General features: G+C 72.3%; 22 protein-coding genes. 9 read left to right on the top strand and 13 right to left on the bottom strand.

Going from position 1 to position 24,495, the window contains the following annotated elements; genetic code table 11:
• Nucleotides 1–9: 9 nt before the first annotated feature.
• From G011_RS0110025 to G011_RS0110000, 6 genes are all read right to left on the bottom strand, one after another.
• Nucleotides 10–1,626: a DEAD/DEAH box helicase gene (locus tag G011_RS0110025; protein ID WP_019608344.1), complete on the bottom strand. Its 1,617-nt coding sequence runs from the start codon at nucleotides 1,624–1,626 to the stop codon at nucleotides 10–12.
• Nucleotides 1,627–2,051: 425 nt separating this feature from the next.
• On the bottom strand, nucleotides 2,052–2,891 hold the full coding sequence (locus G011_RS0110020) for an enoyl-CoA hydratase/isomerase family protein (protein ID WP_019608343.1): 840 nt from the start codon (nucleotides 2,889–2,891) through the stop codon (nucleotides 2,052–2,054).
• Nucleotides 2,892–2,974: 83 nt separating this feature from the next.
• Entirely contained in the window at nucleotides 2,975–3,181 is a 207-nt protein-coding gene (locus tag G011_RS0110015; protein WP_013153820.1) for a helix-turn-helix domain-containing protein, read from the bottom strand.
• 209 nt (nucleotides 3,182–3,390) lie between these two features.
• Nucleotides 3,391–4,989 carry an ABC-F family ATP-binding cassette domain-containing protein gene (locus tag G011_RS0110010; RefSeq protein WP_013153821.1) on the bottom strand — a complete coding sequence of 533 codons (1,599 nt, stop codon included), beginning with the start codon at nucleotides 4,987–4,989 and terminating at the stop codon, nucleotides 3,391–3,393.
• Nucleotides 4,990–5,260: 271 nt separating this feature from the next.
• Entirely contained in the window at nucleotides 5,261–6,562 is a 1,302-nt protein-coding gene (locus G011_RS0110005) for an AI-2E family transporter (RefSeq protein WP_019608342.1), read from the bottom strand.
• Nucleotides 6,563–6,710: 148 nt separating this feature from the next.
• Nucleotides 6,711–7,118, bottom strand: a complete 408-nt coding sequence (locus G011_RS0110000; protein ID WP_019608341.1) for a YccF domain-containing protein — start codon at nucleotides 7,116–7,118, stop codon at nucleotides 6,711–6,713.
• Nucleotides 7,119–7,920: 802 nt separating this feature from the next.
• Between G011_RS0110000 and G011_RS0109995 the strand changes: the two genes are divergently transcribed.
• Nucleotides 7,921–8,220, top strand: a complete 300-nt coding sequence (locus G011_RS0109995; RefSeq protein ID WP_013153824.1) for a WhiB family transcriptional regulator — start codon at nucleotides 7,921–7,923, stop codon at nucleotides 8,218–8,220.
• Between the two features lie 176 nt (nucleotides 8,221–8,396).
• Here the strand turns inward: G011_RS0109995 and G011_RS0109990 are convergent, their stop codons facing one another.
• Together G011_RS0109990 and G011_RS0109985 are read right to left on the bottom strand one after the other, a co-directional pair.
• On the bottom strand, nucleotides 8,397–9,728 hold the full coding sequence (locus tag G011_RS0109990; protein WP_026338188.1) for a phosphoribosyltransferase family protein: 1,332 nt from the start codon (nucleotides 9,726–9,728) through the stop codon (nucleotides 8,397–8,399).
• A 130-nt stretch (nucleotides 9,729–9,858) separates the two neighbouring features.
• Nucleotides 9,859–10,419 carry a GNAT family N-acetyltransferase gene (locus G011_RS0109985; RefSeq protein WP_019608338.1) on the bottom strand — a complete coding sequence of 187 codons (561 nt, stop codon included), beginning with the start codon at nucleotides 10,417–10,419 and terminating at the stop codon, nucleotides 9,859–9,861.
• A gap of 479 nt (nucleotides 10,420–10,898) precedes the next feature.
• Between G011_RS0109985 and G011_RS0109980 the strand changes: the two genes are divergently transcribed.
• The gene (locus G011_RS0109980) at nucleotides 10,899–12,095 is read left to right on the top strand and encodes an MFS transporter (protein ID WP_019608337.1); all 1,197 of its coding nucleotides are present in this window, start codon (nucleotides 10,899–10,901) and stop codon (nucleotides 12,093–12,095) included.
• Between the two features lie 136 nt (nucleotides 12,096–12,231).
• Here the strand turns inward: G011_RS0109980 and G011_RS0109975 are convergent, their stop codons facing one another.
• The 5 genes from G011_RS0109975 to G011_RS0109955 all read right to left on the bottom strand — a co-directional run bounded on the left by G011_RS0109975 (nucleotide 12,232) and on the right by G011_RS0109955 (nucleotide 17,340).
• Nucleotides 12,232–13,044, bottom strand: a complete 813-nt coding sequence (locus G011_RS0109975; protein ID WP_019608336.1) for a hypothetical protein — start codon at nucleotides 13,042–13,044, stop codon at nucleotides 12,232–12,234.
• A gap of 29 nt (nucleotides 13,045–13,073) precedes the next feature.
• Nucleotides 13,074–14,549, bottom strand: coding sequence for a hypothetical protein (locus tag G011_RS0109970; RefSeq protein ID WP_019608335.1), 1,476 nt, complete (start codon nucleotides 14,547–14,549; stop codon nucleotides 13,074–13,076).
• A gap of 393 nt (nucleotides 14,550–14,942) precedes the next feature.
• The gene (locus G011_RS0109965; protein WP_231391413.1) at nucleotides 14,943–15,716 is read right to left on the bottom strand and encodes a hypothetical protein; all 774 of its coding nucleotides are present in this window, start codon (nucleotides 15,714–15,716) and stop codon (nucleotides 14,943–14,945) included.
• Nucleotides 15,713–16,183 carry a hypothetical protein gene (locus tag G011_RS0109960; RefSeq protein WP_019608333.1) on the bottom strand — a complete coding sequence of 157 codons (471 nt, stop codon included), beginning with the start codon at nucleotides 16,181–16,183 and terminating at the stop codon, nucleotides 15,713–15,715. Before G011_RS0109960 ends, G011_RS0109965 begins: the two co-directional genes overlap by 4 nt.
• Nucleotides 16,184–16,329: 146 nt before the next feature.
• On the bottom strand, nucleotides 16,330–17,340 hold the full coding sequence (locus G011_RS0109955; protein ID WP_019608332.1) for a YihY/virulence factor BrkB family protein: 1,011 nt from the start codon (nucleotides 17,338–17,340) through the stop codon (nucleotides 16,330–16,332).
• 128 nt (nucleotides 17,341–17,468) lie between these two features.
• On the opposite strand from G011_RS0109955, the gene G011_RS32960 reads away from it, so the two are divergent.
• From G011_RS32960 to G011_RS0109920, 7 genes are all read left to right on the top strand, one after another.
• Entirely contained in the window at nucleotides 17,469–17,558 is a 90-nt protein-coding gene (locus G011_RS32960) for a putative leader peptide (protein ID WP_017564358.1), read from the top strand.
• A 178-nt stretch (nucleotides 17,559–17,736) separates the two neighbouring features.
• Nucleotides 17,737–19,434, top strand: coding sequence for a nitrite/sulfite reductase (locus G011_RS0109945; protein ID WP_013153833.1), 1,698 nt, complete (start codon nucleotides 17,737–17,739; stop codon nucleotides 19,432–19,434).
• A gap of 127 nt (nucleotides 19,435–19,561) precedes the next feature.
• A complete protein-coding gene (locus G011_RS0109940) occupies nucleotides 19,562–19,768 on the top strand; it encodes a hypothetical protein (RefSeq protein ID WP_013153834.1) in 207 nt (68 codons plus the stop codon).
• Complete coding sequence (locus G011_RS0109935; protein ID WP_019608331.1) at nucleotides 19,765–20,469, top strand: phosphoadenylyl-sulfate reductase; 705 nt, start codon at nucleotides 19,765–19,767, stop codon at nucleotides 20,467–20,469. Before G011_RS0109940 ends, G011_RS0109935 begins: the two co-directional genes overlap by 4 nt.
• A gap of 115 nt (nucleotides 20,470–20,584) precedes the next feature.
• Nucleotides 20,585–21,376, top strand: a complete 792-nt coding sequence (locus G011_RS0109930) for a sirohydrochlorin chelatase (protein WP_019608330.1) — start codon at nucleotides 20,585–20,587, stop codon at nucleotides 21,374–21,376.
• A 387-nt stretch (nucleotides 21,377–21,763) separates the two neighbouring features.
• Nucleotides 21,764–22,453 (top strand): pyridoxal 5'-phosphate synthase, encoded by a 690-nt coding sequence (locus tag G011_RS0109925; RefSeq protein WP_019608329.1) that lies wholly within the window; start codon nucleotides 21,764–21,766, stop codon nucleotides 22,451–22,453.
• Between the two features lie 158 nt (nucleotides 22,454–22,611).
• Nucleotides 22,612–24,243, top strand: a complete 1,632-nt coding sequence (locus G011_RS0109920) for an acyl-CoA dehydrogenase family protein (RefSeq protein ID WP_026338186.1) — start codon at nucleotides 22,612–22,614, stop codon at nucleotides 24,241–24,243.
• Nucleotides 24,244–24,495 lie beyond the last annotated feature (252 nt).

Raw genomic sequence — 24,495 nt, 5'->3', positions numbered from 1 at the left:
GTGACGGGATCAGTACTGCGGAGCGGAGTCGAAGCGCTCCTCGCGGCGCGGGCCGCGACGGTCGCCGCGGTAGCCGCCGCGGTTGTCGCCGCCACGGTAACCGCCACCGCCGCCACGGCGCTCGCCGCCGCGGTAGCCGCCCTCACCGCGCGGAGCGAAGTCACGGCGCTCACCACCGGGACGGTCGCCCCGGTAACCGCCGCCTCCCTCGGCCCCGCGGCGCTCGCCGCCGCGGTAGCCGCCCTCACCGCGCGGAGCGAAGTCACGGCGCTCGCCACCGGGGCGGTCGCCCCGGTAACCGCCACCGCCACCGCGACGGTCACCGCCGCGGTAGCCGCCGCCACCACCCCGGTAGCCGCCACCGCCACCGCGGGGGCCGCCCCGACGGGGGCCGCCGCGGCCGCGGCGCTCGCGCACGGGCTCCGGCGGCTCGATCCACGGCTCCCAGGAGGGCTCCTTGGCTCCGGTCACCTCGCTGAGCAGCTCGTCGCCCGGGTTGACCAGGTGCTGCTTGGCCTCGACACCGGCGTCGCTGAGCAGGCGGCGGGCCATGCGGCGCTGGTTGGGCGCCACCAGGGAGACCACCAGGCCGGAGGCACCCGCGCGGGCGGTGCGGCCGCCGCGGTGCAGGTAGTCCTTGTGGCCGGTGGGCAGGTCGACGTTGACCACCATGTCGATGCCGTCGACGTGGATGCCGCGGGCGGCGACGTCGGTGGCGACCAGGGCCTGGATGCGGCCCTCACGGAACTTGGCCAGGGTGCGGGTGCGCACGCTCTGGGTCTTGCCGCCGTGCAGGGAGGCGCAGGGGACACCGGCCTGGGCCAGCTGCTCGCTGATGGTGTCGGCGCGGTACTTGCTGCGCACGAACAGGATCGTGCGGCCCTCGCGCGCGGCGATCTGGGTGACGATCGTGTTCTTGTCGCGGGGCAGCACCTTGAGCAGGTGGTGCTCCATCTTGGCGACCTGCGAGACCGGCGGGTCCACGGAGTGGGTGCGCGGCTCGTTCATGTACTTGCGGACCAGCTTGTCGACGTCGCCGTCGAGCGTGGCCGAGAACAGCAGGGTCTGCCCGTCGGGGCGGACCTGGTCCAGGAGCTCGCTGACCTGCGGCATGAAGCCCATGTCGCACATCTGGTCGGCCTCGTCCAGCACCGAGATCTCCACGTCGCCCAGGTCGCAGGCGCCCTGGTCGATCAGGTCGGACAGACGGCCCGGGGTGGCGACCAGGACCTCGACGCCGCGGCGCAGCTCGTTGATCTGGCGGGTGTAGGAGCTGCCGCCGACGACGTCGCCCACGCGCACGCCCACGATGCGGGCGTAGGTGCGCAGGGCGTCGCGGACCTGGTGGGCCAGCTCGCGGGTGGGCACCAGGATCAGGGCCCGGGGCCGGTTGGCGGCGGCGCGGCGCTCGGCGGCGCGCATCAGGACCGGCAGGCCGAAGGCCAGGGTCTTGCCCGATCCGGTGCGGCCGCAGCCGAGGACGTCGCGGCCCTCGATGGCGTCGGGAATGGTGGCGGCCTGGATCGGGAACGGGGTGGTCACACCGTTCTTGGCCAGCTCCTCGACGATGTCCTGGGGCAGTCCCAGGCTGTCGAAGGCAGGCGTTACGGCAGTGTCCGTCGTCAAGTGACGTGTACCTTCCTCATCGTTTGGCGGCGTTTCGAGGAAGGCTTCACACGGCCATGACCGACCCAGCGAAGAAATCACACAAACGCGCCTGATCACACGCGGAAGCGGGCCCCATCATGTGCGTGGGGCTCCTGAGCTCGTGAGATCCTCACTGGCGTGGGGGGACGAGCGACTCTTCGGGTCAAGAGTGGCGCCGACCGGGTCGGCACGCTCTCCGCGTCTTGCGCGGCCTCGGCGCGCTCGGATGCGCGCGGCATGTCACGACCGCTCGTAGAAGACTACTAGAGATCCTCCCACGACGGGGACCGGGTGGGGGTTTTCGACCGGTGACAAGGGTCTCCCCCTCCCGTCCACATCTTCGCGCGACCGCTGGGTACGCGGCGTCGCCCCTGGTCCGGGGCAGGAGGACGGGAGGCGGAGCGCTAGCGTGATCCGTCGGCCGCGGCCCGGGCCAGGGCGGCGAGCCGGGCGGCCTGCGCCGCGCGCTCGGCCTCGGCCTGCTGCTGGAGGGTGTTGCCCGCGGCCTGCTGGAGCAGGGCCTTGGTGGCGGTGGCGGCCGCGCGGTCGGTGGCGAGCAGGGCGGCCACGACGTCGTCCACCGCGGCGGAGAGTTCGTCCGCGGGGACCACGAGCTCGGCCAGGCCCAGGTCGCGCGCCTCCTGGGCGCCCACGCGGCGGGCGGTCAGGCAGATCTCGATCGCGCGATTGACGCCGACGATGTCGACCAGGGGCTTGGTGCCGGTGAGGTCGGGGACCAGTCCCAGGGCGGGCTCCTTCATGCACAACTGGGCGTCGTCGGCCAGGATGCGCAGGTCGCAGGACAGGGCCAGCTGGAAGCCCGCGCCGATGGCGTGGCCGCGCACGGCGGCGACGGTGACCAGGTCGGGGCGGCGCAGCCAGAGGAAGCCCTCCTGCAGGCCGGCGATGTAGTCCCGCACCTCGGCGTCGGAGGCGGTGCCGTCGGCCAGGCCCGCGACCATGGAGCGCTCGCCGTCGACGCCCTCGGGGCTGAACATGCCGAGGTCGATCCCGGCGGAGAAGATGTCGCCGTCCCCGTCGACGACGACGATGCGGACGTCCTCGGGGAGGGTCCGGCCGATGCGGGCCAGCGTGGTCCAGGTGCGCCCGGTCATCGCGTTGCGGCGGTCGGGGCGGCTGATGGTGACGTGGGCGACCGGCCCCCGCACCACCAGCCTGAGCCTGGCCCGGGAGAGCTCCTCCTCGGTGGGCGCCGGTCCGGACCCGTTCGTCGCCTGTGCCATGGGTTCCTCCGTCGTGTTCGGGGTCACCCCCGGATATTACCCATCGGTAACACAGGGCGGCCAGCGGGCCGGGCCGCGACGCCTCACGCCTTGCGCGTGGGGCCTCCGCGACCGCGCAGTTCCACCCCGGCCTCACTCAGGAGCCGGTGGACGAAACCGTAGGACCGTCCGGTGGCCGCCGCCAGCATGCGGATGCTCTCCCCCGCGTCGTAGCGGCTCTTGAGCTGGGCGGCGAGCGCGGAACGGTCCTCCCCCGCCAGCCGTGGGCGCTTGATCGGCGCGTCGTTCACTCACTCGCTCCTCAGAGTCGTCGGATCACCCGTCGTGGGACACCCTCATGATCCGGTATCGGACCCGCGGACCGCCACACCACGCGGGCGCCCCGCCGAGAACACCTTTTTCGGCACGGGGCGAACACTGACCGAAAAGAGGGGAGGTGAACCTCCCGGGCCCGCCGGGCGTCCACCTCCCCCACACCTCGCGTCCGCCGCGGGCGGCGTCAGGCCAGCGCGATGAGGTCCTCGAACTCGGCGTTCCACACGTCCTCGACGCCGTCGGGCAGGAGGATGACCCGCTCGGGCTGGAGGGCCTCGACCGCGCCCTCGTCGTGGGTGACGAGCACGATCGCGCCCTTGTAGTTGCGCAGCGCCGCCAGGATCTCCTCCCGGCTGGCCGGGTCGAGGTTGTTGGTGGGCTCGTCCAGCAGCAGCACGTTGGCGCTGGAGACCACCAGGGTGGCCAGCGCCAGCCGGGTCTTCTCACCGCCGGAGAGCACGCCCGCGGGCTTGTCCACGTCGTCACCGGTGAACAGGAACGAGCCCAGCGTGCGCCGCGCCTCGACCTCCGGCAGGTCCGGGGCCGCGCTCATCATGTTCTCCAGCACGGACCGGTCCACGTCCAGGGTCTCGTGCTCCTGGGCGTAGTAGCCGAGCTTGAGCCCGTGACCGGGCACGACCCGGCCCGTGTCGGGTGTCTCGACACCACCGAGCAGGCGCAGCAGGGTGGTCTTGCCCGCGCCGTTGAGGCCCAGGATCACCACCCGGCTGCCCCGGTCGATGGCCAGGTCCACCCCGGCGAAGATCTCCAGGGACCCGTAGGACTTGGACAGGCCCTCGGCCATGAGCGGCGTGCGGCCGCTGGGCGCCGGGTCGGGGAAGCGCAGCTTGGCCACCTTGTCGGACTTGCGCACGCCCTGCACGCCGTCCAGGAGGCGGTCGGCCCGGTTGAGCATCTGCTGCGCGGCGCGCGCCTTGGACGCCTTGGCCCGGAAGCGGTCGGCCTGCTTGCGCAGGGTGTCGGCCTGCTTCTCGGCGTTGGCCAGCTCGCGCCTGCGGCGGCGCTCGTCGGCCTCGCGCTGCTCCAGGTACAGCTTCCAGCCCATGTTGTAGACGTCGATGACGCTGCGGTTGGCGTCGAGGTAGAACACCTTGTTCACCACGTGCTCGACCAGTTCCACGTCGTGGCTGATCACGATGAGCCCGCCCTGGTGGGACTTGAGGAAGTCGCGCAGCCAGGCGATGGAGTCGGCGTCCAGGTGGTTGGTGGGCTCGTCCAGGAGCAGGGTGTCGGCCCCGCTGAACAGGATGCGCGCCAGCTCGATCCGGCGGCGCTGACCGCCCGAGAGCGTGTGCAGCGGCTGGCCGAGCACCTTGTCCGGCAGACCCAGGCTGGAGGAGATGGCGGCGGCCTCGGACTCGGCGGAGTAGCCGCCCAGCACGTGCAGCCTCTCCTCCCAGCGCGAGTAGGCGCGCACGCCCTTGTTGCGGGTCTTGGTGTCGGTGCTGGCCATCTTCTTCTCGGCCTCGCGCATCCCGCGCAGGGCCTCGTCGATGCCGCGCGCCGACAGGATCCGGTCCCTGGCGATCACGTCCAGGTCGCCGGTGCGCGGGTCCTGGGGCAGGTAGCCGATGCTGCCGGAGGAGGTGACCGTGCCGCCGGTGGGCAGGCCCTCGCCCGCCAGCACCTTGGTCATGGTGGTCTTGCCCGCACCGTTGCGGCCGACCAGTCCGATCCGGTCCCCGGCGGCGACGCGGAAGGTGGTCGGCTCCAACAGGAGTCGAGGACCGACGCGCAGTTCGAGGTCGGTGGCGATCAGCATGGTGGGGCTTCCTACGGGGTGGTGGGACGTTCGGGTGCGACCGGTGTGGCTGGTCGGGGCGGCCGGGCACGCGTGTGCGCCGCGGGGAGACATGATCTCCCTCGCGCGGCGGCGGGAGGGGCGGCTCGGGGCCTACCGACCCAGACTAACGGCACCGGTGGGGGGCGGCGCGAGGACGTGACCGGAACGCGGGCGCCCCCGCCCGGTCAACGGGGCGGGGGCGCCGGGCATTCCCGGGGGCGGCGCGGACGTGGCGGCGCCGCCCCCGGACCTACTTCTGCTCGGGGGGATCGACCGGGGTGGCTCCGCCGGAGGCGTCCTGGACGGGCCCCTGGTCAGCCCTGACCACGACGGTGTCCGCTCTGACCTCGGCCACGTCCGCGTCCTCTCCGCCGGAGTCGTCACCGCTGGAGGGCGGACGGTTGCGCAGCAGCGCGGCCAGCACGGCGACCACCGGAGTGGACAGGAACATGCCGGGGATGCCGCCGACGACCGCGCCGACGGAGATCCCGATGAGCACGATCGGCGAGGGCAGGTCGAGCGAGGCGCCGTAGATGCGCGGCGCGAAGACGTTGCTCTCCAGCTGCTGCACCAGGAGCACGGCGCCGACCACGACCAGCGCGATGACCCAGCCCTCGGTCACGAAGGCCACCAGGGCGGCGAGCAGGCCGGTGACGAAGGCGCCGATGATCGGCAGGAAGGCCCCGACGAAGGTCAGCACGATCAGCGGGATGGCCAGGTTGATGTCGATCAGGAAGACCAGGAAGATCCCGATGCCGACGGCGTCGAAGAAGCCGACCGCGGCCACGCCGCGCACGTAGCGCCCCATGACTCCGTAGGCGACGTCGCCCGCGTGGCGCATGCCCGGGCGCGAGCGGGACGGCAGCAGGGTGACCAGCCAGTCCATGAGCTGGTCGCCCGAGTGCACGAAGTACACGGTCAGGGCGATGATCAGGACGATGCCGACCAGGACCGAGATCACCGCCGAGGTGGCGGTCCAGGCTCCGCTGAGCAGCTGGTCCTGGTTCTCGGTGATCATGCTCTGGATCTGCGCCCAGGCGTCGTCGATGATGTCGGTGAACAGGGCCGGGTCGACGAAGGGCAGCCGGATGTCCTGAAGCTCGGTGATCGCACTGGTGACGCTGTCCACCAGCGGGCCGAAGCCCTGGACGGCGGGCGTGACGATCAGCGAGATCACGCCGCCGAAGACGATGAGCCCGACCAGCAGGGCGATGGTGGTCGACAGTCCCCGGCCCAGCCCCTTGCGGCGCAGCCCGTTGGCGATCGGCATGAGCAGGGCGGTGAGGAACACCGCCAGGATCACCGGCAGGGTGACGACCGACAGGTAGACGAGCACGTAGACGAGCAGGCCCGCCACCACGCCGATGAGCAGTACCCGCCAGGCGACGTCGCTGATGGACCGCAGGAGGTTGTCGTCCCCCTGGTGCTGCTCGGCCAGTCCCTCGTCCGCGGCCTGGGGTTCGGCGGCGCGCTGGTTCTCCGCCTCCAGCCTGGCGAGGCGCTCGGCGCGGGCTCTGCGGGCGGAGAGCCACTTGTTCAGGAGCGCCCACACTCCCGGCCGCTGGGCTTGCACATGGACTCCATTCTCTGGACGTTGCGCGGTGGAGGTCGGGGGACCGACGGCCGCATGGGGGTGGTCTCGCGGGGGGCGAACGGGCGGGGCCCGTGTTTCCCACGGGCCCGGTGGGAGGTCAACGCTGTCAGAACTGCCAGGGTTCCCGCGGACGGCCGCTCTCGACGATCTCGTTGCCGAAGGGCGCGAGGGCCACGGGGATCATCTTCAGCGAGGCCCAGGCCATGGGGATACCGATGATAGTGACGGCGAGGCCGATCGCGGTGGCGATGTGGCCGAGGGCCAGCCACCAACCGGCGACGATCACCCAGATGACGTTGAGGAAGGTGCTGCCCCCGCCCGCGCCGGGCCTGCGCACGAGATCGCGTCCGAAGGGCCAGATCGCGTACCTGGCCATGCGGAACGAGGCGACGCCGAAGGGGATCGTGACGATGAGGATGCAGCAGATGACGCCCGCGAAGACGTAGCCGACGGCCAGCCAGAACCCCGCGACGAAGATCCAGATGACGTTCAGGATGAACCGCAAGAGGCCCACGGTGTTCTCGTCCTCCCTCGTGTTGGTGTCCCGCTACGGGGACACGCGGCCGCGGAGCGGCCGTGTCCGTTGTTTCTACCGTCTGGGACGTCCGCGCACCACGACCCGTTCGGGCGCCCCACCCTGGTACTTCCCCTAGGGGCGGCCTTCAGGCACGCGGGAGGGGTTGGCGCGGGAGTCGCGAAGCGGCGTGTCGTGTGGGGTTCGCGGACCGACGGGGTAGGGGCACGGGACGCGAGGGAGGACGCCCGGGAACGGACGCGGGAGGGACCGCTCACCCTCCTCACCGGCATCGACGGAGGGTGAGGACATACGGTCAGGCCCGAACCGGGAACTCCGCGCAGACCGCAATGTGACCCGCACATCAGGAGGACCCCCTAGGCAGGAGGGACATCGCACCATACGATGTGCTGTGTCCTTCGCAAGGCCCCAGATCTTGCGATGCACAACAAACTCAGACAAAAGACCGCACATCGGTCAGTTGTCATCTGGTTTCGGTAACGGTTGTGCGAGTAATTTCCCTACCCCCCGTGCATGATCGGGACGAGGGATGGCATGATTACGTACCGGCTCGGACGGAGGCCGTCACCGCCTCCGCAGCCGTTCGCGTGAGAGCACTCCGCCGCTCGGCGGATCGGTGCCGCAGTACCTGTGCTTCTCGTGGTCTCAGCCACACCGGGGAACATCACTCGCACCGCTCGGCGTTTGCGTCGTGCGGGGTGACTCGCGCCGCATGACCAATTTTGGTGACTGAAGCTTTTTCCGACAGCTTACTAGTGATTTCAGTAGAGGTGGTTCAAGCATGTCTCAGGTACGTCGGCAGGCCGCGCTGCGCCCCCGCCCGCACTGGGGGTGGCAGGATGCCGCCGCGTGCCGGGGCGAGGACCTTGTGCTCTTCTTCGGTCCGGACGGCGAACGCCAGCCGGAGCGGGAGATCCGTGAGCGCAAGGCCAAGGAGATCTGTGCGGCCTGCCCGGTTCGAAACGACTGCCTGGACTATGCGATCTCGCGTCCGGAGAAGTACGGCACCTGGGGCGGGCTGAACGAGGACGAGCGCGCCTCCGAGCGCCGTCGCCGCATGCGCCGCGCGAACGCCGCGTAGTCCGGAAATTCCCGCAGGCGGATCTCCCCCGGTGGCCCCGGCCCCCGAACAACCCGCGGCGCCCCGACGAACAACGTCGAGGGCGCCGCGGGTTTTCTCATGCCCGGTGTCCTCCCGTGTCCGGTGAAAGGCACCGCTCCCACCCAGGGGACGGCCGTGTCCGGCCCGCCGGCGCCTCACCTTCGACCCGCGTCCAGGTGCCGGTCGAACCAGTCCAGGGCCTCGGCCGCCACACGGCGCCATTCGCGGGAGTCGCGGAGCAGCCGCTCGGCCCCCGACACCACCCGCAGGTCCGTGGAACCGCCGATCCGGGCGCGCGTCCACTCGCCGAGCTCGCGCAGGAAGGAGTCGTCCCCCTCCAGCAGCACCAGGACCGACGCCCGCACATCCGGCAGGCTCGCCTCGGCCACGTCGATCCGCCCTCCGTGCGCCACCACCGCGGCCACGTCCCGCGGGTACCGGGCCGCGGCGACCAGGGCCGAGGCCGCGGCGTCGCCCGAGGCCAGCACGCCCAGGGGCTCGTCCGCGGTCTCCGGTGTCCGGCGCAACCAGGCGGCCGCGGCGCCCAACCGCTCGCCGAGTTCGTCGGCGCCGACACCGGAGGCGGTGTCGGGAGCGGTGTCGAAGGAGCCGGGCGGGCTTTCCCGCTCGGTCAGCAGGTCCATGAGGAGGGTGGCGTACCCGGCCTGCTGCAGGACCGAGGCGACCGACCGCCACCGCTCGTCCGCGCGCCCCTCCCCCGCGGCCATCACCACCGCGCCGCGCGTCTCGGCGGGCACGGTGAGGTCGCCGTCGAGATGGACCCCTCCCGCGGGCACCCGCACGCGCCGTGTCCGGCCCGTCCGCGGCCGGGTGTGCGCGTTCTCGGCGAGGATGGCGGTGACGTGGTCGTCGGAGAGCTGGCCGAAGTCGCGGTACCACTCCCCCACCGCGCGGAAGTTGTCCGGCGCGCTGAGCACCACCAGGGCGTCGGCCTCCTCCCGCAGCAGCGCGACCGCCTCCGGCGAGGCGACCGGCACGGCCAGGACCAGCCGCGCCGGACCGGCCTGGCGGACCATGCGCAGCGCGGCGCGGGCGGTGCCCCCGGTGGCGACACCGTCGTCCACGACGACGCAGTCGCGCCCGGCGATCCGCGGGGGCGGGCGCTCTCCCCGGTAGACGCGGCGCCTGCGGTCGAGTTCGTCGCGTTCGGCGGCGACGGTGTCGGACAGGGCCTGGCGGGGCACGTGCAGCCGGGCCAGGGCGCGGTCGTCGTAGAGGACGCGCCCGTCCTCGGCGACGGCGCCGACCCCCATCTCGGGGTGTCCCGGCAGACCGATCTTGCGAACCATGAGCACGTCGAAGTCGGCGCCCAGCCGCAGGGCGAGTTCCGCGCCGACCGGCACGCCCCCGCGGGGCAGGGCCAGCACGAGGGGTTCGTCGACCGCGAAGGGGCGCACCCGCTCCGCGAGTCGGCGCCCCGCCTCCGACCGGTCGGCGAAGGGCAGTGAAACGGGTACTGGGTTCATGGCCTCACCGGCGCCGGGGACCGGGCCCCGGTACCGCTCCTCTCGGCTGTGTGGATGAGCCGCTGGAAAGTGGTACCGAGATACCCCCCGACACGGCGGTTCCAACCCCGCCCCCGAGCAAAACCGTCCCTCAGGTGCGACGGAAGCCGTTCCGCAACACGGCCATCAGCAGCGCGTCGTAGCGGCGCCCGTCCCACAGCAGGGAGTCGCGCATGCGCCCCTCCACGGCGAAGCCGCAGGAGCGGTAGACGGCGATCGCCCTCATGTTGAAGGCGTAGACGTACAGCCAGACGCGGTGCAGGCCGATGTGCTCGAAGGCGTACTCCAGCACGAGCTGGGTGGCCTCCCTGCCCAGGCCCCGGCCGGTGAACTCGATCGCGGACAGGGCGATGCGGTACCCGGCGCTCTCGTTGTCGGGCGCGACGGCGTAGAGGGACAGCTCGCCCAGGTAGCGCCCGTCCTTGGGCGCGGTGATGGCCAGGTCCAGGCGGTCGGTGCGGTCCGCGCGGGTCTCGCACCACTCCTTGGCCTGCGCGTAGGTGATGCGCCGGTGGGTGCCGGTGAGTCTGCGGACCTCCTCGTCGAGGCTGGCGGCGAAGTAGGCGTCGGTGTGCTCGGCCGCCAGGGGCGTCAGGCGTACGCTCCTCCCGGTGAGTGTGGGCTTCTCTCGCAGCGCGCTCGTGTTGATCATGGGCTCTTCCGGTTCCGTCCGGGCCGTGCGGACACGGTTCCCGGCGTGGGGGAGGCGGCGGACAGCGGGCTGGACGCCCTGCGCGGGAGCGGGCCGCTGGGCGGTGGCTCGGGTCGGGGACCCGGAGAGGGTGGCGGACGGGGGCCGGGGCGGAGGATCCCGGGCGGAGTGGAGGCGGGTCGTGTCGGGGGCGTGACGTGTGGGACGCGGGTCCTGTCGGGGGCGGCCAGGGGTCTGTCCGGTGACGGCGCAGGACCTCTATTTGACTTCCTCTTCCATCCGAAGGCAAGAAGGGTCCGGCGGGACCCGCCGGGGCGGTCCCACCGTGGACGACGGCTCCACGACGGGGCCGTCCCGCACGAGCGGTGGAACGGGATCGCCCCGGGGACGAACCTGTCCGGGGCCATGGAAAAGGCCTGCCATCCGATGACCGGACTCGATAGCATCTGCACGCACCGAAAGCCGTCCTGGGAGCCGCCGTGAACGTCCAGACCAGAACCGAGTCCCCTCCGCAGGAGGCCCGCAGGGCCAGGGTCGCGGTCTCCACCCTCTTCTTCGTCAACGGCTTCACCTACACCAACGCCGTCCCGTGGCTGCCGGTGCTCAAGGCCCAGCTGGGGCTGAGCAACACGGAACTGGGCCTGGCGATCGCGGCGATGCCGACCGGCGCGATCCTGACCGGCATGCTGGCGGGCCCGCTGATCCACTGGTTCGGCAGCGGCCGGACGGCGGTGGGGACCAGCCTCATCTCCTTGGGAGCGCTCCCATTCATCGCGCTGGCGCAGAACTGGTGGATGCTGGCGGCGGCGCTGTTCGTGCTGGGCAGCGCGGACGCCTGGACCGACTCGGCGCAGAACTCGCACGGCCTGCGCGTCCAGCGGCGCTACAGACGCAGCATCATCAACACCTTCCATGCGCTGTGGAGCATGGCCGCGGTGGCCGGAGGGCTCCTGGGCGCGGCCATGGCCGGTACCGGCGTGCCCATCCTGTGGCACCTGGGCGGCGTGACCGCGGTGCTGGTGTGCGTGAACCTGGCGGTGAGCCGGATGCTGCTGCCCGGCCCGGAGAGCAGCGAGCGCGAGGACGGCACGGACGCCGGGAGCGGGCGACGCCTGCGCGTGCCCGGACGGGCCGTGCTGCTCCTGCTGGTGCTGAGCGTGCTGCTGATGTTCGCCGGAGGCATCGAGGACTCCGCCGCCACCTGGGGCGCGGTGTACATGACCTCGGAACTGGAGGCGTCGCTGTTCCTGGCGGCGATGCCGTTCGTGGCCTGCCAGGCGATGATGACGCTGGGTCGCCTGGCCGGCGACCGGGTGACCGACCGGTTCGGCGCTGCCGCCGTGGGACGCGCGTGCGGGCTGCTGGCGGGCGGCGGAATCGCGTTCGCCCTGCTGGTACCGAACCCGGTGGCCACGGTCATCGGCTTCGGGGTGATGGGACTGGGCGTGTCCACGCTCTTCCCGCTGACCCTGGCGGCGGCGGGGAACGTGCCGGGCGTACGCACCGGGGACGGGATCACCGTCGTCGGGTGGCTGGGCCGCGCGGGCTTCCTGGCCTTCCCGCCGCTGGTGGGCTTCCTCGCCGACTCCTCCAGCCTGGGGAACGCGCTGTGGGTGATCGCGGGTGCGGGCGTGGGCGCCTTCCTGCTCGCCTTCGCCCTGCGTCCGCGCGCGTGAGGTCCGAAGGACCGTCGCGCCGTCCCCGGCGGGACCGCGCGGTTCTCCTCCCGCGCACGTGAGAGGGCCCCCGACCCGACGGTCGGGGGCCCTCGTCGCCGCGCGGTCCCGGGGACCGTGCGGCGGGGTGGTGCCGTTAGGCGATCGGAGCCGGACGGCGGGCCCCGGCCCACAGGGCCAGAGCGCCGATGCCCGTCACCACGGCGCCGCCGAGCACGAAGCCCTGCATGTCGACGCCGGTGGTGGCGAGGGTCTCGTCACCGTCGTCGTCGCTGTCGCCGTTGCCCTCGCTCACCGGAGCGGCGGCCTCGGGGGCGCTACCACCGGGGGCGGTGGTACCGGGGGCCTGGATCTCGTCGCCGCCGCCGTTGCCGTCGTCGTCGCCGTCACCAGGGGGCGTCCCGCCGTCACCGGGGGGGTTGCCGTCGTCGCCCGGGTCACCGGGACCGGGGTTGCCCGGGTCGGGGTCACCCGGGTCGCCCGGGTCGCCCGGGTCGCCGGGGTCACCCGGGTCGGGGTCGCCCGGGTCACCCGGGTCGCCGGGGTCGGGGTCACCGGGGTCGCCGGGGTCGCCGGGGTCACCCGGGTCGGGGTCGCCGGGACCGGGGTCACCCGGGTCGCCAGGGCCAGGATCGCCCGGGTCACCCGGACCGGGGTCACCGGGGTCGCCGGGACCAGGATCGCCCGGGTCACCGGGACCGGGGTCGCCCGGGTCACCAGGACCGGGGTCACCCGGGTCGCCAGGGTCACCGGGGCCGGGGAAGACGGGCCCGTCGAGCTGGGGCTCGATGTCCTCGGCAGTGAGGTTGACGACCGTGTTCTCGGCGGCCTGGGGGGCCGCCTCAGCGGCGGTCGCGTCCAGGGTGTCAGCGAACGCCGGACCCGCGGAGAAACCGGCCATGAACAGGCCGGCCGCGGTCACGGTGAAAACGCGCTTCTTGGGGGTCATCCCACTCCTTTCTCTTCTCGTGTACTGATCTATTCAGAGGGGATGGCATAGAGGTGGTCCTCGTGGACCACGACGGCCCGCTCTCCGAGCAGGCCGATGGGTGGGACGGAGTCCGCTGGAGCCTCCTCGACCCTGCCCTCGGCGTCGACGGCCACTGGGGCTCCGTCGATCTGACCGAAGACGAGGGGGCCGACCGCGATGTCGGGTTGGAGGCCCGGAACGACCGCGGTCCGCCCGTTCTCGGGGTCCATCACCGCGGGCCCGTAGGCGACCAACTGGGTACCCACGGCCTCCGAGCGGTGGCGCACTTCCTCCAGGTCGGCGGGATCGACCTGGGCGCTGCCGATGACGCTTCCGTCCTGGGTGTCGTGGAAGGCCAGGACCGTGCCCTCGCCTCGCAGGGGCTCCCAGCGGATGACGACGTACTCGCGCAGGGCGGTGAGAACGGCCTCCATCTCGCCCGCGTCGTCCGGACGCTGGGGATTGACCCCCACGGGGTTGCCCTCGGGACTGACCCAGGTCCAGGGTCCGTTGACCACGGCGGCGAGAACGTTCTCCCCCTCGGCCAGCATGGGCGCCGATCCCTCGGGGAAGTCGATCTGCCGCAGTTCACCGCCGACCGGGACGAAGGCCTCGGTCTCGGTGCGTATGAGAGCGGATGTGCCCACGTACTGGACGAAGGCGGCTTCGGGCAGGTCGACTCCGACGGAATCGCCGTCCTCCGTGGACCAGAACCACAGGGTCTGGGCGGTCTCCATGACGACGGCCTTCTCGCCGCCGTACTCCACGAACCAGGGCGCTCCGAGCACCTCGCCGGCCTCCACGGGCAGGTCGACCGACCACAGTCGCCCGCCATCGGCGTCGAGCAGGTTGAGCCGCTGCTCGGGGTCGACGTAGGCGAGCAGGTCGCCCTGGCGGCTGACCCCGGGCTGACTGCCCGGGGCGATCTGCGCGCTGAAGTCGACGGTCGTGGAGAAGTGGGGCGGCGCGGGGTGGTTGAGGGTGGTCACGTCCGCGGCGATATCGCCCCCGCCGAGGCCGGGCAGGAAGCGCCAGGCCGCGGCGCCCGCACCGGCGAGCAGCACCAGGGCGAGCACGGCGGCACCCACGATGACGAGGGTCCGACCGCTCTTCCTCTCAGCCTTGGCCTCGGGCCGGGCGACGGTCTCGGCACCGCCGACGGGAGGGTCGGCCGGGGCGGGAGGAGGCGGCGGCGTCGGCTCGTGGCCGGCCACGACCTGGTCTGCGGCCTGGACCACGCCCGTGGGCGTGGCGACCAGGCGCCAGTAGCCGTTGGCGTCCCGGGCGTCGATGAGGACCGGCTGGCCGATCCTGGCGGCGTAGCCGGTGGCGACGTCCAGCGCGGCGCGCCGCGTCTCCTTGGGCGCCTGGCCCGTGACGACCTGGCGGCGCCCCTCGACGACGATCTCGGCGCTGCGTTCGTCGGGCGCGATGACGATGACGGCGGTGGGCCGGGACTGCCCCGGGCGGGACTCCCGGCTCATGGTGCCTCCGAAGGCATGGGGAACGTGGACCTGTTCGTGTACGGGGGTACGGGGACCTAGGTCAGCGATGACGGTGGTTCGCGGTCGGGGACTACCTGGAGACGGTGCCGACGCACGCGTAGTCAGTGCTGCACGCGATCATACTGATCGTCGCTCGTCACGCCTATTCCGGCCATGCGTCGACGCCGCGCGCACGGACCGGTGTACCTGGGGCAGTTGTCCCGCCCTCCCCTCCGTGACCTGGAGACTCACCCGAACATGGGATGTGACTGGTGCCGTGGGCATCACCGTCACCATGGAGTGGACACCTGGGGAAGATATTTAGTTCACACCGAAAATGGCCGGATCTGGCCACCTGGTTTCCACCGGCCGCACGCGTAGCAGGTCAGGGCCTCACCGGGGCGGGACCCGGACGAGGCGGAAGTACTCGCCGGGGCGCGAGCGCCGGTCGGCGTTGGCCCGGCGGTCCGGACTGGCCGGTTCGACCGTGAAGTGGACCGCGGCACCGGGTTCCGCCGTGAAGGGGACGGGGGTGTTGGTGAGCCTGCCGAGACTGCCCTGGACGCTGTGCGGGCCCGGAGGGAGACCGAGCACGAGGGTCTGGCCGGGGCCGAGCGCGCCGACCCGGTCGCCGTCCACGAGGATCCGGTAGTCGACGAGCATGTCGAACATCCCGCGGTCGATCCGGTGGACCAGCACCGGGCTCCAGCCCGGCGGCACCTGCTCCGGGCTCCGGATGCCGATGACCTTGGGACCGGTGAGTTCGGGCCGGGCGAGCGCCTCGCGCAGCTGTTGGCGTTCGCGTCTGCCGGCGGCGAGGGAGAGCACGCCCGCCGTGCAGGACACCAGCAACAGCGGCACCAGGGTCCACACGGCGTTGGAGACGATCAAGAACAGCGCGAGCAACCCGTTGCAGAAGACCATGAACCACCACGGACGCGCCATCCGGAAAGGGTGCCGGAAGTTGTGCACCCGGTGGATCTCGCCGGAGGTCAGCTCCGCGTTGGCACCCGCCCAGAGCCCGACCGGGTAGAGCAGCAGGAAGGCGAGGAAGATCCCGGCGGCCACCGGAACGGGGTCGCCGGTGGTCCCCACCCATCCGGCGATCGCGATGCACGCCACCAGGCCGAACGCTGCCTCCTGGACCAGCAGGAAGGATGCCCTCACGACCGCCACCGCCGTTCGCGCACGAAGGCCTCCACAGCAAGCCCCAGTGGGACGAGGGCGACCAACTGGAACCCGTGCACCGGCCAGGGAAGGCCTCCGTACAGGACGTCCCGGAATCCGATGACGAGCAACACACCCATGCCCACCCACATCAGAAACAGTGCGGCTCTCTGCATCCGCAAGGCAGGGAGGGGAATACGCCATTCCTTGGCGAAGTGAGCCGGAAAACGCAGGGACAGTACAGGCAGAAGTGCCATGAACAAGACGAGGCAGACGAAACCGACCAGTGGGAACGTGTCCCCGTGCGACAGGTAACGGGCCAGGGAGAAGCCCATCCCGACCAGGAGCCAGGCGTACAAGTTGTACAGGAGGGGACGTGCACTGACGGTGGGCTCGACGGTGACGGGCACGGAGTCCCGGTCGCCCTCGTCCTGCGGGGGAACGGCGTCCGGTGGGGGAACGGTCATGGGGGACGGCCTCTCACGGGCGGCGCCGTCCGGGCTCGGGTGCGGCGGGATCGCGGCCTCCCGCCCGTCGGCACGACAAAACTACCGGCGACACAGGACTTTCCGGGCTTTTCGGACGCCGAAGCGCGACCGCCGACCGGAACCGGTCAGTGCCCGTTGCTCTCCACGATCGTGTCGATGAACGCCTTCTCCCGGCGCTGGACGAGCCGGTTGGCCCGCTCGAAGTCCCGGTTGGCGATCTCCGCCCGGGCCGCGGCGGTGCGCGGCATGGGCCACATCGCGTCGATCTCGGCGTTGAAGGACGATCCCACCAGCACGGCGATCGCCATCACGAACAGCCAGGCCAGGATGGCGATCGGCGCGGCCAGGGAACCGTAGATGGTCACCTGGCCGAAGGAGGCGTCCAGGTAGACCCGCAGCGCCACCGAACCCGTGATCAGCACCAGTGCGGCCAGCAGCGCCCCCGGCAGGTGGCGCCACAGCGGGGTGCGCACCGGCACGCTCAGGGCGTAGAGCAGGGTGACCGCGGCGACGGCGAGCAGGGCGACGGTCGGCCAGTAGAACAGGTTGAGCCGCCCCACGGTCATGGGCAGCAGCCGGTTGACCAGGTCCGGCCCCGCCACCAGGACCGGCAGCAGGAGGATGGCGAACAGCAGCCCGCCCAGGTAGGCGACGAAGGCCAGGACCCGCTGGCGCACCCATCCGCGCAGTTCGTCCAGGCCGTAGGAGATCGTGATCGAGCGGATGAAGACGTTCATCGCCCGCGACCCCGACCACAGCGACACCAGGAACGTCACCGACAGGACCCCGCCCGGGACTCCCCCGAGGAAGTCGTCCACGAGCGGCTCGACCACGCTGTCCACGGTGTCCGGGGTCAGCACCCGCGCGGTCAGGTCCAGGATCCACAGCCGGATCTCCTCGACGAAGTCCTCGCCGAGCACGACGGTCAGCGGGCCCAGGGCGCCCAGGAGGCCCAGCATGAGCGCGGGCAGCGAGATGAGGGTGAAGAAGGCCGACTCGGCGGCCAGCCCGACGACCCGGTCGCGGGCGAAGGCCCGGGCCGTGCGCAGGACGAGGAGCATCCCGCTGCGCAGGCGGGCATGGCTTCTCAGCCACCCGTCCACGGCGTACCACAGCCGCTCCCAGAAACCCGCCACGGAGAGAACGTTAGCGCTCCTCGGGAGCCGTCCCGCGCCACAGGCGCACGGACCTAGTGACGTGACTCACTCGGGGGCGGTCAGACCCCGTCTGGACAAAGCGTCGGCGCCCGTGACATTCTCATTACATGATCGCTGCTCTGGACCCCATGCTCTACGTGCGCCGTCACGTGGACTTCCTGCGGGTCGGCAGCGCCATCTGTTGCAGCGTCGGTTAATCTCACCGCCCTTTGACGCACCCCAGGGGTGCGCGCGGCACCGGCGCCCTGCCTCTTCTCCTTATCCCACACGCGGATCCCTCCCGATCGCCAGCACGACGATGTGCGGCGACGCGGGCGTGCGGTGTGGACGCCGGGGCTGTGAGCACCCCGCGACACCTCATCGGAGACACCCGCGATGCCTCCCTCTTCCGCGCAGCCCGGCAGGACAGCGACCGCGGCCAAGCCGCGCCGCCGCCGTGGTGAGGGCCAGTGGGCCCTCGGCTACCACGAGCCGCTGAACAAGAACGAGGAGAACAAGAAGAACGACGACGGGCTCAACGTCCGCGATCGGATCATCAACATCTACTCCAAGGGCGGGTTCGACTCGATCGACCCCGCCGACCTGCGCGGACGGTTCCGCTGGTTCGGCCTGTACACCCAGCGCGCGCCGGGTATCGACGGCGGCAAGACGGCCGTCCTGGAGCCCGAGGAGCTCGACGACCGCTACTTCATGCTGCGGGTGCGCATCGACGGGGGGCAGCTGACGGTCGCCCAACTGCGCGCGGTCGCCGAGATCTCCCGCGACTACGGGCGCGACACCGCCGACATCACCGACCGCCAGAACGTCCAGTACCACTGGATCCGGGTGGAGGACGTCCCGGCGATCTGGGAGAAGCTGGAGTCGGTGGGCCTGTCCACCATGGAGGCCTGCGGCGACACCCCGCGCGTCATCCTGGGCTGTCCGCTGGCCGGGGTCGCCGAGGAGGAGGTCATCGACGCCGGTCCCGCGATCCGCGAGATCTACGAGGACCACATCGGCAGCGAGCTGTACTCCAACCTGCCGCGCAAGTTCAAGACCTCGGTGTCGGGGTGCACGGTGCACTGCGTCAACCACGAGATCAACGACGTGGCGTTCGCGGGTGTGCGCAACGAGGCGGGCGAGGCGGGCTACGACCTGTTCGTCGGCGGCGGCCTGTCCACGAACCCGATGTTCGCCCAGCGCCTGGGCACGTTCGTGCGCCCGGACCAGGTGAGCGAGGTGTGGGCCGGGGTCTGTGGGATCTTCCGCGACTACGGCTACCGGCGCCTGCGCACCCGCGCCCGGATCAAGTTCCTCATCAAGGACTGGGGCGCGGAGAAGTTCCGCGACGTCCTGGAGAAGGAGTACCTGGGCTACGCCTTGCCCGACGGCCCCGCCGTCGAACTGGACTCGGGCCTGCGCCGCGACCACGTGGGCGTGCACCGCCAGAAGGACGGCAGGTTCTACGTGGGCTTCGCGCCCAAGGTGGGCCGGGTTTCGGGCACCGCGCTGCTGCGCGTCGCCGACATCGCCGAGGAGCACGGTTCGGACCGCGTCCGCACCACCGCCGACCAGAAGCTGGTCATCCTCGACGTGGAGGAGGACCGGATCGCCTCGATCACCTCCGCCCTGGAGACGGAGGGGCTCCAGGTCAACCCGAGCGTGTTCCGCCGCCAGACGATGGCCTGCACCGGCATCGAGTTCTGCAAGCTGGCGATCGTGGAGACCAAGGACCGCGCGGCCACCCTGATCGACGAGCTGGAGAAGCGGCTGCCCGACTTCGAGGAGCCGCTGACCATCAACGTCAACGGCTGCCCGAACTCGTGCGCGCGCATCCAGGTCGCCGACATCGGCCTCAAGGGCCAGCTCGTCATGAACTCCGAGGGCGAGCAGGTCGAGGGCTACCAGATCCACCTGGGCGGCGGCATGGGGCTGACCCAGTCCTTCGGCAAGAAGATCCGCGGGCTCAAGGCCACCGCCGACGAACTGCCCGACTACGTCGAGCGGGTGGTGCGCCGGTTCCAGGACCAGAAGGAGGACGGCGAGTCGTTCGCCTCCTGGGTCGGCCGGGCCGAGGACGCCGACCTGAAGTAGTTCGTCCGGGCGGTCGGGACCGCCGCGGCCGTCCGGCCGCGGCACCGGGGCCGGTCCGCGTGCGGACCGGCCCGGCCCACGGCCGCGAAACGACCTGGAAGACCCGAGCGAGAGGAAGAGGTGCGCCATGTCCGAGAGGGCCGCGCCCCACTACTGCCCCTACTGCGGCGACGAGGACCTCGTGCCGGAGGAGGGCGCCGCCGTCAAGGGAGAGGGCTACCCCTGGGCCTGCCTGTCCTGTGCCCGGGTGTTTCGGGTCAAGTACGTCGGGTTGCGCTCCGCGTCCTTCTCCGCGGGAGGCGCCCCCTCCAGACCGACGGAAGGGAACTCATGAACTCCACCACCATCACCCCCCTGGGCGGTCCCGAGCTCGCCGAGCGGGCCGCGCGCGAACTGGAGGAGGCCTCCGCCCCGGAGGTCATCTCCTGGGCCGCCGAGACCTTCGGCGACCAGCTGTGCATGACCTCGTCCATGGCCGACGCGCTCATGGTGGACCTGGTCTCCAGGACGGTGCCGGGGATCGACGTCATCTTCCTGGACACCGGCTACCACTTCCCCGAGACCATCGGCACGCGTGACGCCGTGGCCTCCGTGTACGACATCAACCTCATCAACGTCGAGCCCACCCGCACGGTGGCCGAGCAGGACCTGGCCCTGGGCCCGCGCCTGCACGGGCGCGACCCCGGCATCTGCTGCCACCTGCGCAAGGTGGAGCCCCTCCAGCGGGCCCTGGAGCCCTACGCCGCGTGGCTGACCGGTCTGCGCCGGGAGGACTCGGCGACCCGCCGCGACACCCCCGTCGTGCAGTGGGACCGGCGCCGGCGGATGACCAAGGTCAACCCGATCGCCCGGTGGACCCAGGACCAGGTGGACGCCTACATGGCCGAGAACGGGGTCATCGTGAACCCGCTCCAGTACGACGGCTACCCCTCGATCGGCTGCGAGCCGTGCACGCGGCGGGTGGCCCCGGGCGAGGACCCGCGCAGCGGCCGGTGGTCCGGCACGGGCAAGACCGAGTGCGGAATCCACGTTTGAGTGCGCCTCCGGCGGCCGGGCCGTACGGCCCGGCCGCGGCTCCGCCGCGGCCCGGCGGTGTCGGGGGCGGCGGCGCCGGGTGCGGCGGCGCTCGGAAGCGAGGAGGAGGACGGCCATGACGGTGGACGGAACCGGGGCACGCGGCGGCGGAGGCCGGGACGGGGGCGTGCCCCTGCTGGCGGTGGCGCACGGCAGCGCGGACCCGAGGTCGGCGCGGGCCGTGTCGGCGGTGTTCGAGCGGGTGCGGTCGCTGCGCCCGGAGCTCGACGTGCGCGTGTCCTACCTGGACCACGTGGCGCCCTCAGCGCGGGACGCGCTGGAGGAGCTGGCCGCGCGCGGGGCGGGTGAGGCGGTGGTGCTGCCGGCGCTGCTGACGGCGGCCTACCACAGCAAGGTGGACCTGCCGAAGGTGCTGGCGGACGCGCGCGGGCGCAGCCCGTGGCTGCGGGTGCGCTACGCCGACACCCTGGGTCCGCACCCGCTGCTGACGGAGGCGGTGGAGCGGCGCCTGGACGAGGCGGGGGTGCGCCCCGACCCCGACACGGCCCTCGTGCTGGCCTCGGCCGGTTCCAGCGACCCCGGGGCGAACGCGACCGTGGCGGCGATGGCCGCCGAGCTGGCCGGGCGCGGTCCCTGGCGGGAGGTCGTGGCCGCCTACGCGTCCGCGGCCTCCCCCGGCCCGGGGGAGGCGGTGGCCGCCCTGCGCGAGCGGGGGGCGTCGCGGGTGGCCGTGGCCACCTACCTGCTGGCGCCGGGGTTCTTCGCCGACCGGGTGCGCGCCCGGTCGCTGGAGGCGGGTGCGTACGCGGTGTCCGAGGCGCTGGGGGACGTGCCCGAGATGGCCGGGGTGGTGCTGGACCGCTACGACGCGGCGGTGGCGTCGCGGCACGCGACCAGCTTCCGCTGAGGCGCGGAGCACTGCCGGTCGAGGCGGGAGCGCCGACGGCTGCGGTGCCCGGCGTCCGCGCTGTGGGGACGTACGGGCGGACAAGGCGGCGCAGGGCAGACGACGCGGGACAGGGCGCGCGAGACGGAAGGAACGAACGGGCGGCCCACCGGACGGGCCGCCCGTTCGCGTTGTCGCGGGCGGGCCTGCCGCCGGGCGGGGCGAACGCGAGAACCGGCCCGACGACGGGAACCGGCCGCCTTCCGGCTCCTCCCCCGCCGCGTCCCCCGAAAGGGCCGCACGCGGTTGTCCACAACCTCGGAAAGCGGCTTGTCCGCGCGACCGCGGCCCAGAAGAATCGAAGGTGGGCGCCGCGAACGCGCGCCGACCGACCGAGGAGTCGTGGGGGTGTCCGTGTCGGAGGAGCGGAGTGCGGTGCGCAGCGGAGTCCGGGACCTGCTGCGGGGGCTGCCGGTGTTCTCGGGGGCGCTGCCGGAGTTCGACCCCGGAGCGGCGCCCGAGGACCCGGCGGAGCTGTTCCTGGAGTGGTTCTCCGAGGCGGTCGAGAGCGGTGTGGCCGAGCCGCACGCGATGACGGTCACGACCGTGGACGGAGAGGGGGCTCCGTCGGCCCGCGTGGTCATCATGAAGGACTTCACGCCCGAGGGCTGGTGGTTCGCCACCACGACCGGCTCGCGCAAGGGACGGGAACTGGCCCGCAACCCGGCGGTGGCGCTGCTGTTCCACTGGATCGGACAGGGCCGCCAGGTGCGGGTGCGCGGGCGGGCGGAGCTGGCCGCCCCGGAGCGGTGCGCCGCGGACTACCTGGCGCGGCCGCTGGAGTCGAGGGTGGCCGGTCTGCACGGCAGACAGAGCGAGCCCCTGGACGACCTCGCTGACGTCGACCGCGTGGCGCGGGAGAGCCGGGAGCGGCTGGAGCGCGACCCGGAGCTGGTTGCCGAGGACTGGGGCCTGTACCTGGTCCGCCCGGCCGAGGTGGAGTTCTGGCAGGCCGACCGGGACCGCCGCCACACGCGCCTGCGCTACACCCGTCCGGGCGTCGACGCGTCCTGGGAACGCGGCCTGCTCTGGCCGTGACCGGGCGGAGGCGCCACGGCCGGACCCGTCGTCCCCGAGAGCGGCCATCGACCCGGGACCCAAGCGTGACCGAACCTGGTTCTGTTCGGTGTCCCCTGCGGGGATAGGATTCCCGCACTCCGACCGCCCACGACCAGCAACGAAAAGAGGTGGCCGCCGTGCCCCCCACACACGAGGTGTTCAACCAGGCGCCCCCGCTCGGCGACTACGCGGCGGCGGAGGACCCGGCGCTCGTGGAGGGCCTTCGGCGCGAGGGCGCCGGATGGGCCGAGGCCGAGGTGCGCGAGGTCGGCGACGCGGCCGGTTCGGAGCGGGTCCGCGCCTGGGGCGAGTCCGCCAACGCCTACCCGCCGGTGCTGCGCACCCACGACCGCTACGGCCACCGGGTGGACGAGGTCGACTACCAGCCCGCCTACCACGTGCTCATGGACCAGGCGGTGGAGCACGGCATGCACGCCGCGCCGTGGGCGGACGGGCGCCCGGGCGCGCACGTGGCCCGCGCCGCCAAGTTCTTCCTGTGGTCCCAGCCCGAGGCTGGTCACGGGTGCCCGGTGTCGATGACCTACGCGGCGGTCCCGGCCCTGCGCCACTCCCCCGAGCTGGCGCGGCGGTACGAGCCGCTGCTCACCGCGCCCGTCTACGACTTCGGGCTGCGGGCGCCGCACACCAAGCGCGGGCTCCTCGCGGGCATGTCGATGACCGAGAAGCAGGGCGGCTCGGACGTGCGCGCCAACACCACCCGCGCGGTCCCCACCGCCGAGGGGCACCACGTGCTGACCGGGCACAAGTGGTTCACCTCGGCGCCGATGAGCGACTTCTTCCTCACGCTGGCGCAGGCGCCCGAGGGGCTGAGCTGCTTCCTGGTGCCCCGGGTGCTGGAGGACGGCGGCCGCAACGCGCTGCACATCCAGCGGCTCAAGGACAAGCTGGGCAACCGCTCCAACGCGTCGGCGGAGCTGGAGTACGACGGCGCCGTCGCCCATCTGGTCGGCGAGGCGGGCAGGGGCGTGCCCACCATCATCGAGATGGTCAACAGCACCCGGCTGGACTGCGTGATCGGCTCGGCCGCGGGCATGCGCGCCGCGGTGGTGCACGCCCTGCACCACGCCGAGCACCGCAGCGCCTTCGGCGGGGTGCTGGTCGAGCAGCCGCTGATGCGCAACGTGCTCGCCGACCTGGCACTGGAGTCGGAGGCGGCGACGGCGCTGATGACCCGTCTGGCCGGTGCCGTGGACCGCGCGGTGCGCGGGGACGAGACCGAGGCCGCCTTCCGCCGGCTGGGGGTGGCCGTGGGCAAGTTCTGGGTGACCAAGCGCCAGCCCGCGCACGCCGCCGAGGCGCTGGAGTGCCTGGGCGGCAACGGGTACGTGGAGGAGTCGGGGATGCCCCGGCTGTTCCGGGACTCCCCGCTCAACTCCGTCTGGGAGGGCTCGGGCAACGTGGCGGCGCTGGACGTGCTGCGCGCGATGGGCCGCAGCCCCGAGGCGCTGGAGGCCTTCCTGGCCGAGCTGCGCGCGGCCGCGGGCGTGGACGACCACTACGACGCGGCGGTCAAGCGGTTGGAGCAGGCCCTGGGCGACCCGGAGGAGGCGCAGTACCGGGCGCGGACGGTGGTGGAGCTGATGGCGCTGGTCCTGCAGGCGTCGGTGCTGCTGCGCCACGCGCCCACCCCGGTCGCCGAGGCGTTCACCGCCTCGCGTCTGGGGGGCGAGTGGGGGCACGTGTTCGGCACCCTGCCCAGAGGGGTGGACACCGAGCTGATCCTGGACCGGGCCCGCCCGAGCCGGTGAGGCCGGGGGCACGCCCCCGTCGTGCGGAGGGGGCCGGGGGCGTGCCGCCCTCCTCCGTACGGGGGTCCGGGGGCGCTCTGCCGCGGCCGCGGCGAGCGCCGGTGGGGGCCGGGGCCGTGCGCCCCTGCACGGCCCCGGTCGTACCGGCCCCGGAACGCGCTGGGCACGAGGGGAACCAGAGGCGTGCCGAGAGCACACGGACACCCTTTCTTAACCTCATAAATCCCGATTACCACTCTTAACCCTGATAAT

The organism is Nocardiopsis sp. CNS-639 (assembly GCF_000381685.1).
GTDB classification, from domain to species: Bacteria; Actinomycetota; Actinomycetes; order Streptosporangiales; family Streptosporangiaceae; genus Nocardiopsis; species Nocardiopsis dassonvillei.
This window is presented reverse-complemented; position numbering and strand designations above follow the sequence as displayed.

Bases quoted from the DNA above. Each gene is read 5' to 3' on its own strand.
- G011_RS0109935 (WP_019608331.1), top strand. From the start codon at position 19,765: ATGAACTCCACCACCATCACCCCCCTGGGCGGTCCCGAGCTCGCCGAG.
- G011_RS32960 (WP_017564358.1), top strand. From the start codon at position 17,469: ATGATCGCTGCTCTGGACCCCATGCTCTACGTGCGCCGTCACGTGGAC.
- G011_RS0109975 (WP_019608336.1), bottom strand. From the start codon at position 13,044: ATGACCCCCAAGAAGCGCGTTTTCACCGTGACCGCGGCCGGCCTGTTC.
- G011_RS0109990 (WP_026338188.1), bottom strand. From the start codon at position 9,728: ATGAACCCAGTACCCGTTTCACTGCCCTTCGCCGACCGGTCGGAGGCG.
- G011_RS0109940 (WP_013153834.1), top strand. From the start codon at position 19,562: ATGTCCGAGAGGGCCGCGCCCCACTACTGCCCCTACTGCGGCGACGAG.
- G011_RS0110010 (WP_013153821.1), bottom strand. From the start codon at position 4,989: ATGCTGATCGCCACCGACCTCGAACTGCGCGTCGGTCCTCGACTCCTG.
- G011_RS0109930 (WP_019608330.1), top strand. From the start codon at position 20,585: ATGACGGTGGACGGAACCGGGGCACGCGGCGGCGGAGGCCGGGACGGG.
- G011_RS0109985 (WP_019608338.1), bottom strand. From the start codon at position 10,419: ATGATCAACACGAGCGCGCTGCGAGAGAAGCCCACACTCACCGGGAGG.
- G011_RS0109945 (WP_013153833.1), top strand. From the start codon at position 17,737: ATGCCTCCCTCTTCCGCGCAGCCCGGCAGGACAGCGACCGCGGCCAAG.
- G011_RS0109960 (WP_019608333.1), bottom strand. From the start codon at position 16,183: ATGACCGTTCCCCCACCGGACGCCGTTCCCCCGCAGGACGAGGGCGAC.
- G011_RS0110020 (WP_019608343.1), bottom strand. From the start codon at position 2,891: ATGGCACAGGCGACGAACGGGTCCGGACCGGCGCCCACCGAGGAGGAG.
- G011_RS0109995 (WP_013153824.1), top strand. From the start codon at position 7,921: ATGTCTCAGGTACGTCGGCAGGCCGCGCTGCGCCCCCGCCCGCACTGG.
- G011_RS0109970 (WP_019608335.1), bottom strand. From the start codon at position 14,549: ATGAGCCGGGAGTCCCGCCCGGGGCAGTCCCGGCCCACCGCCGTCATC.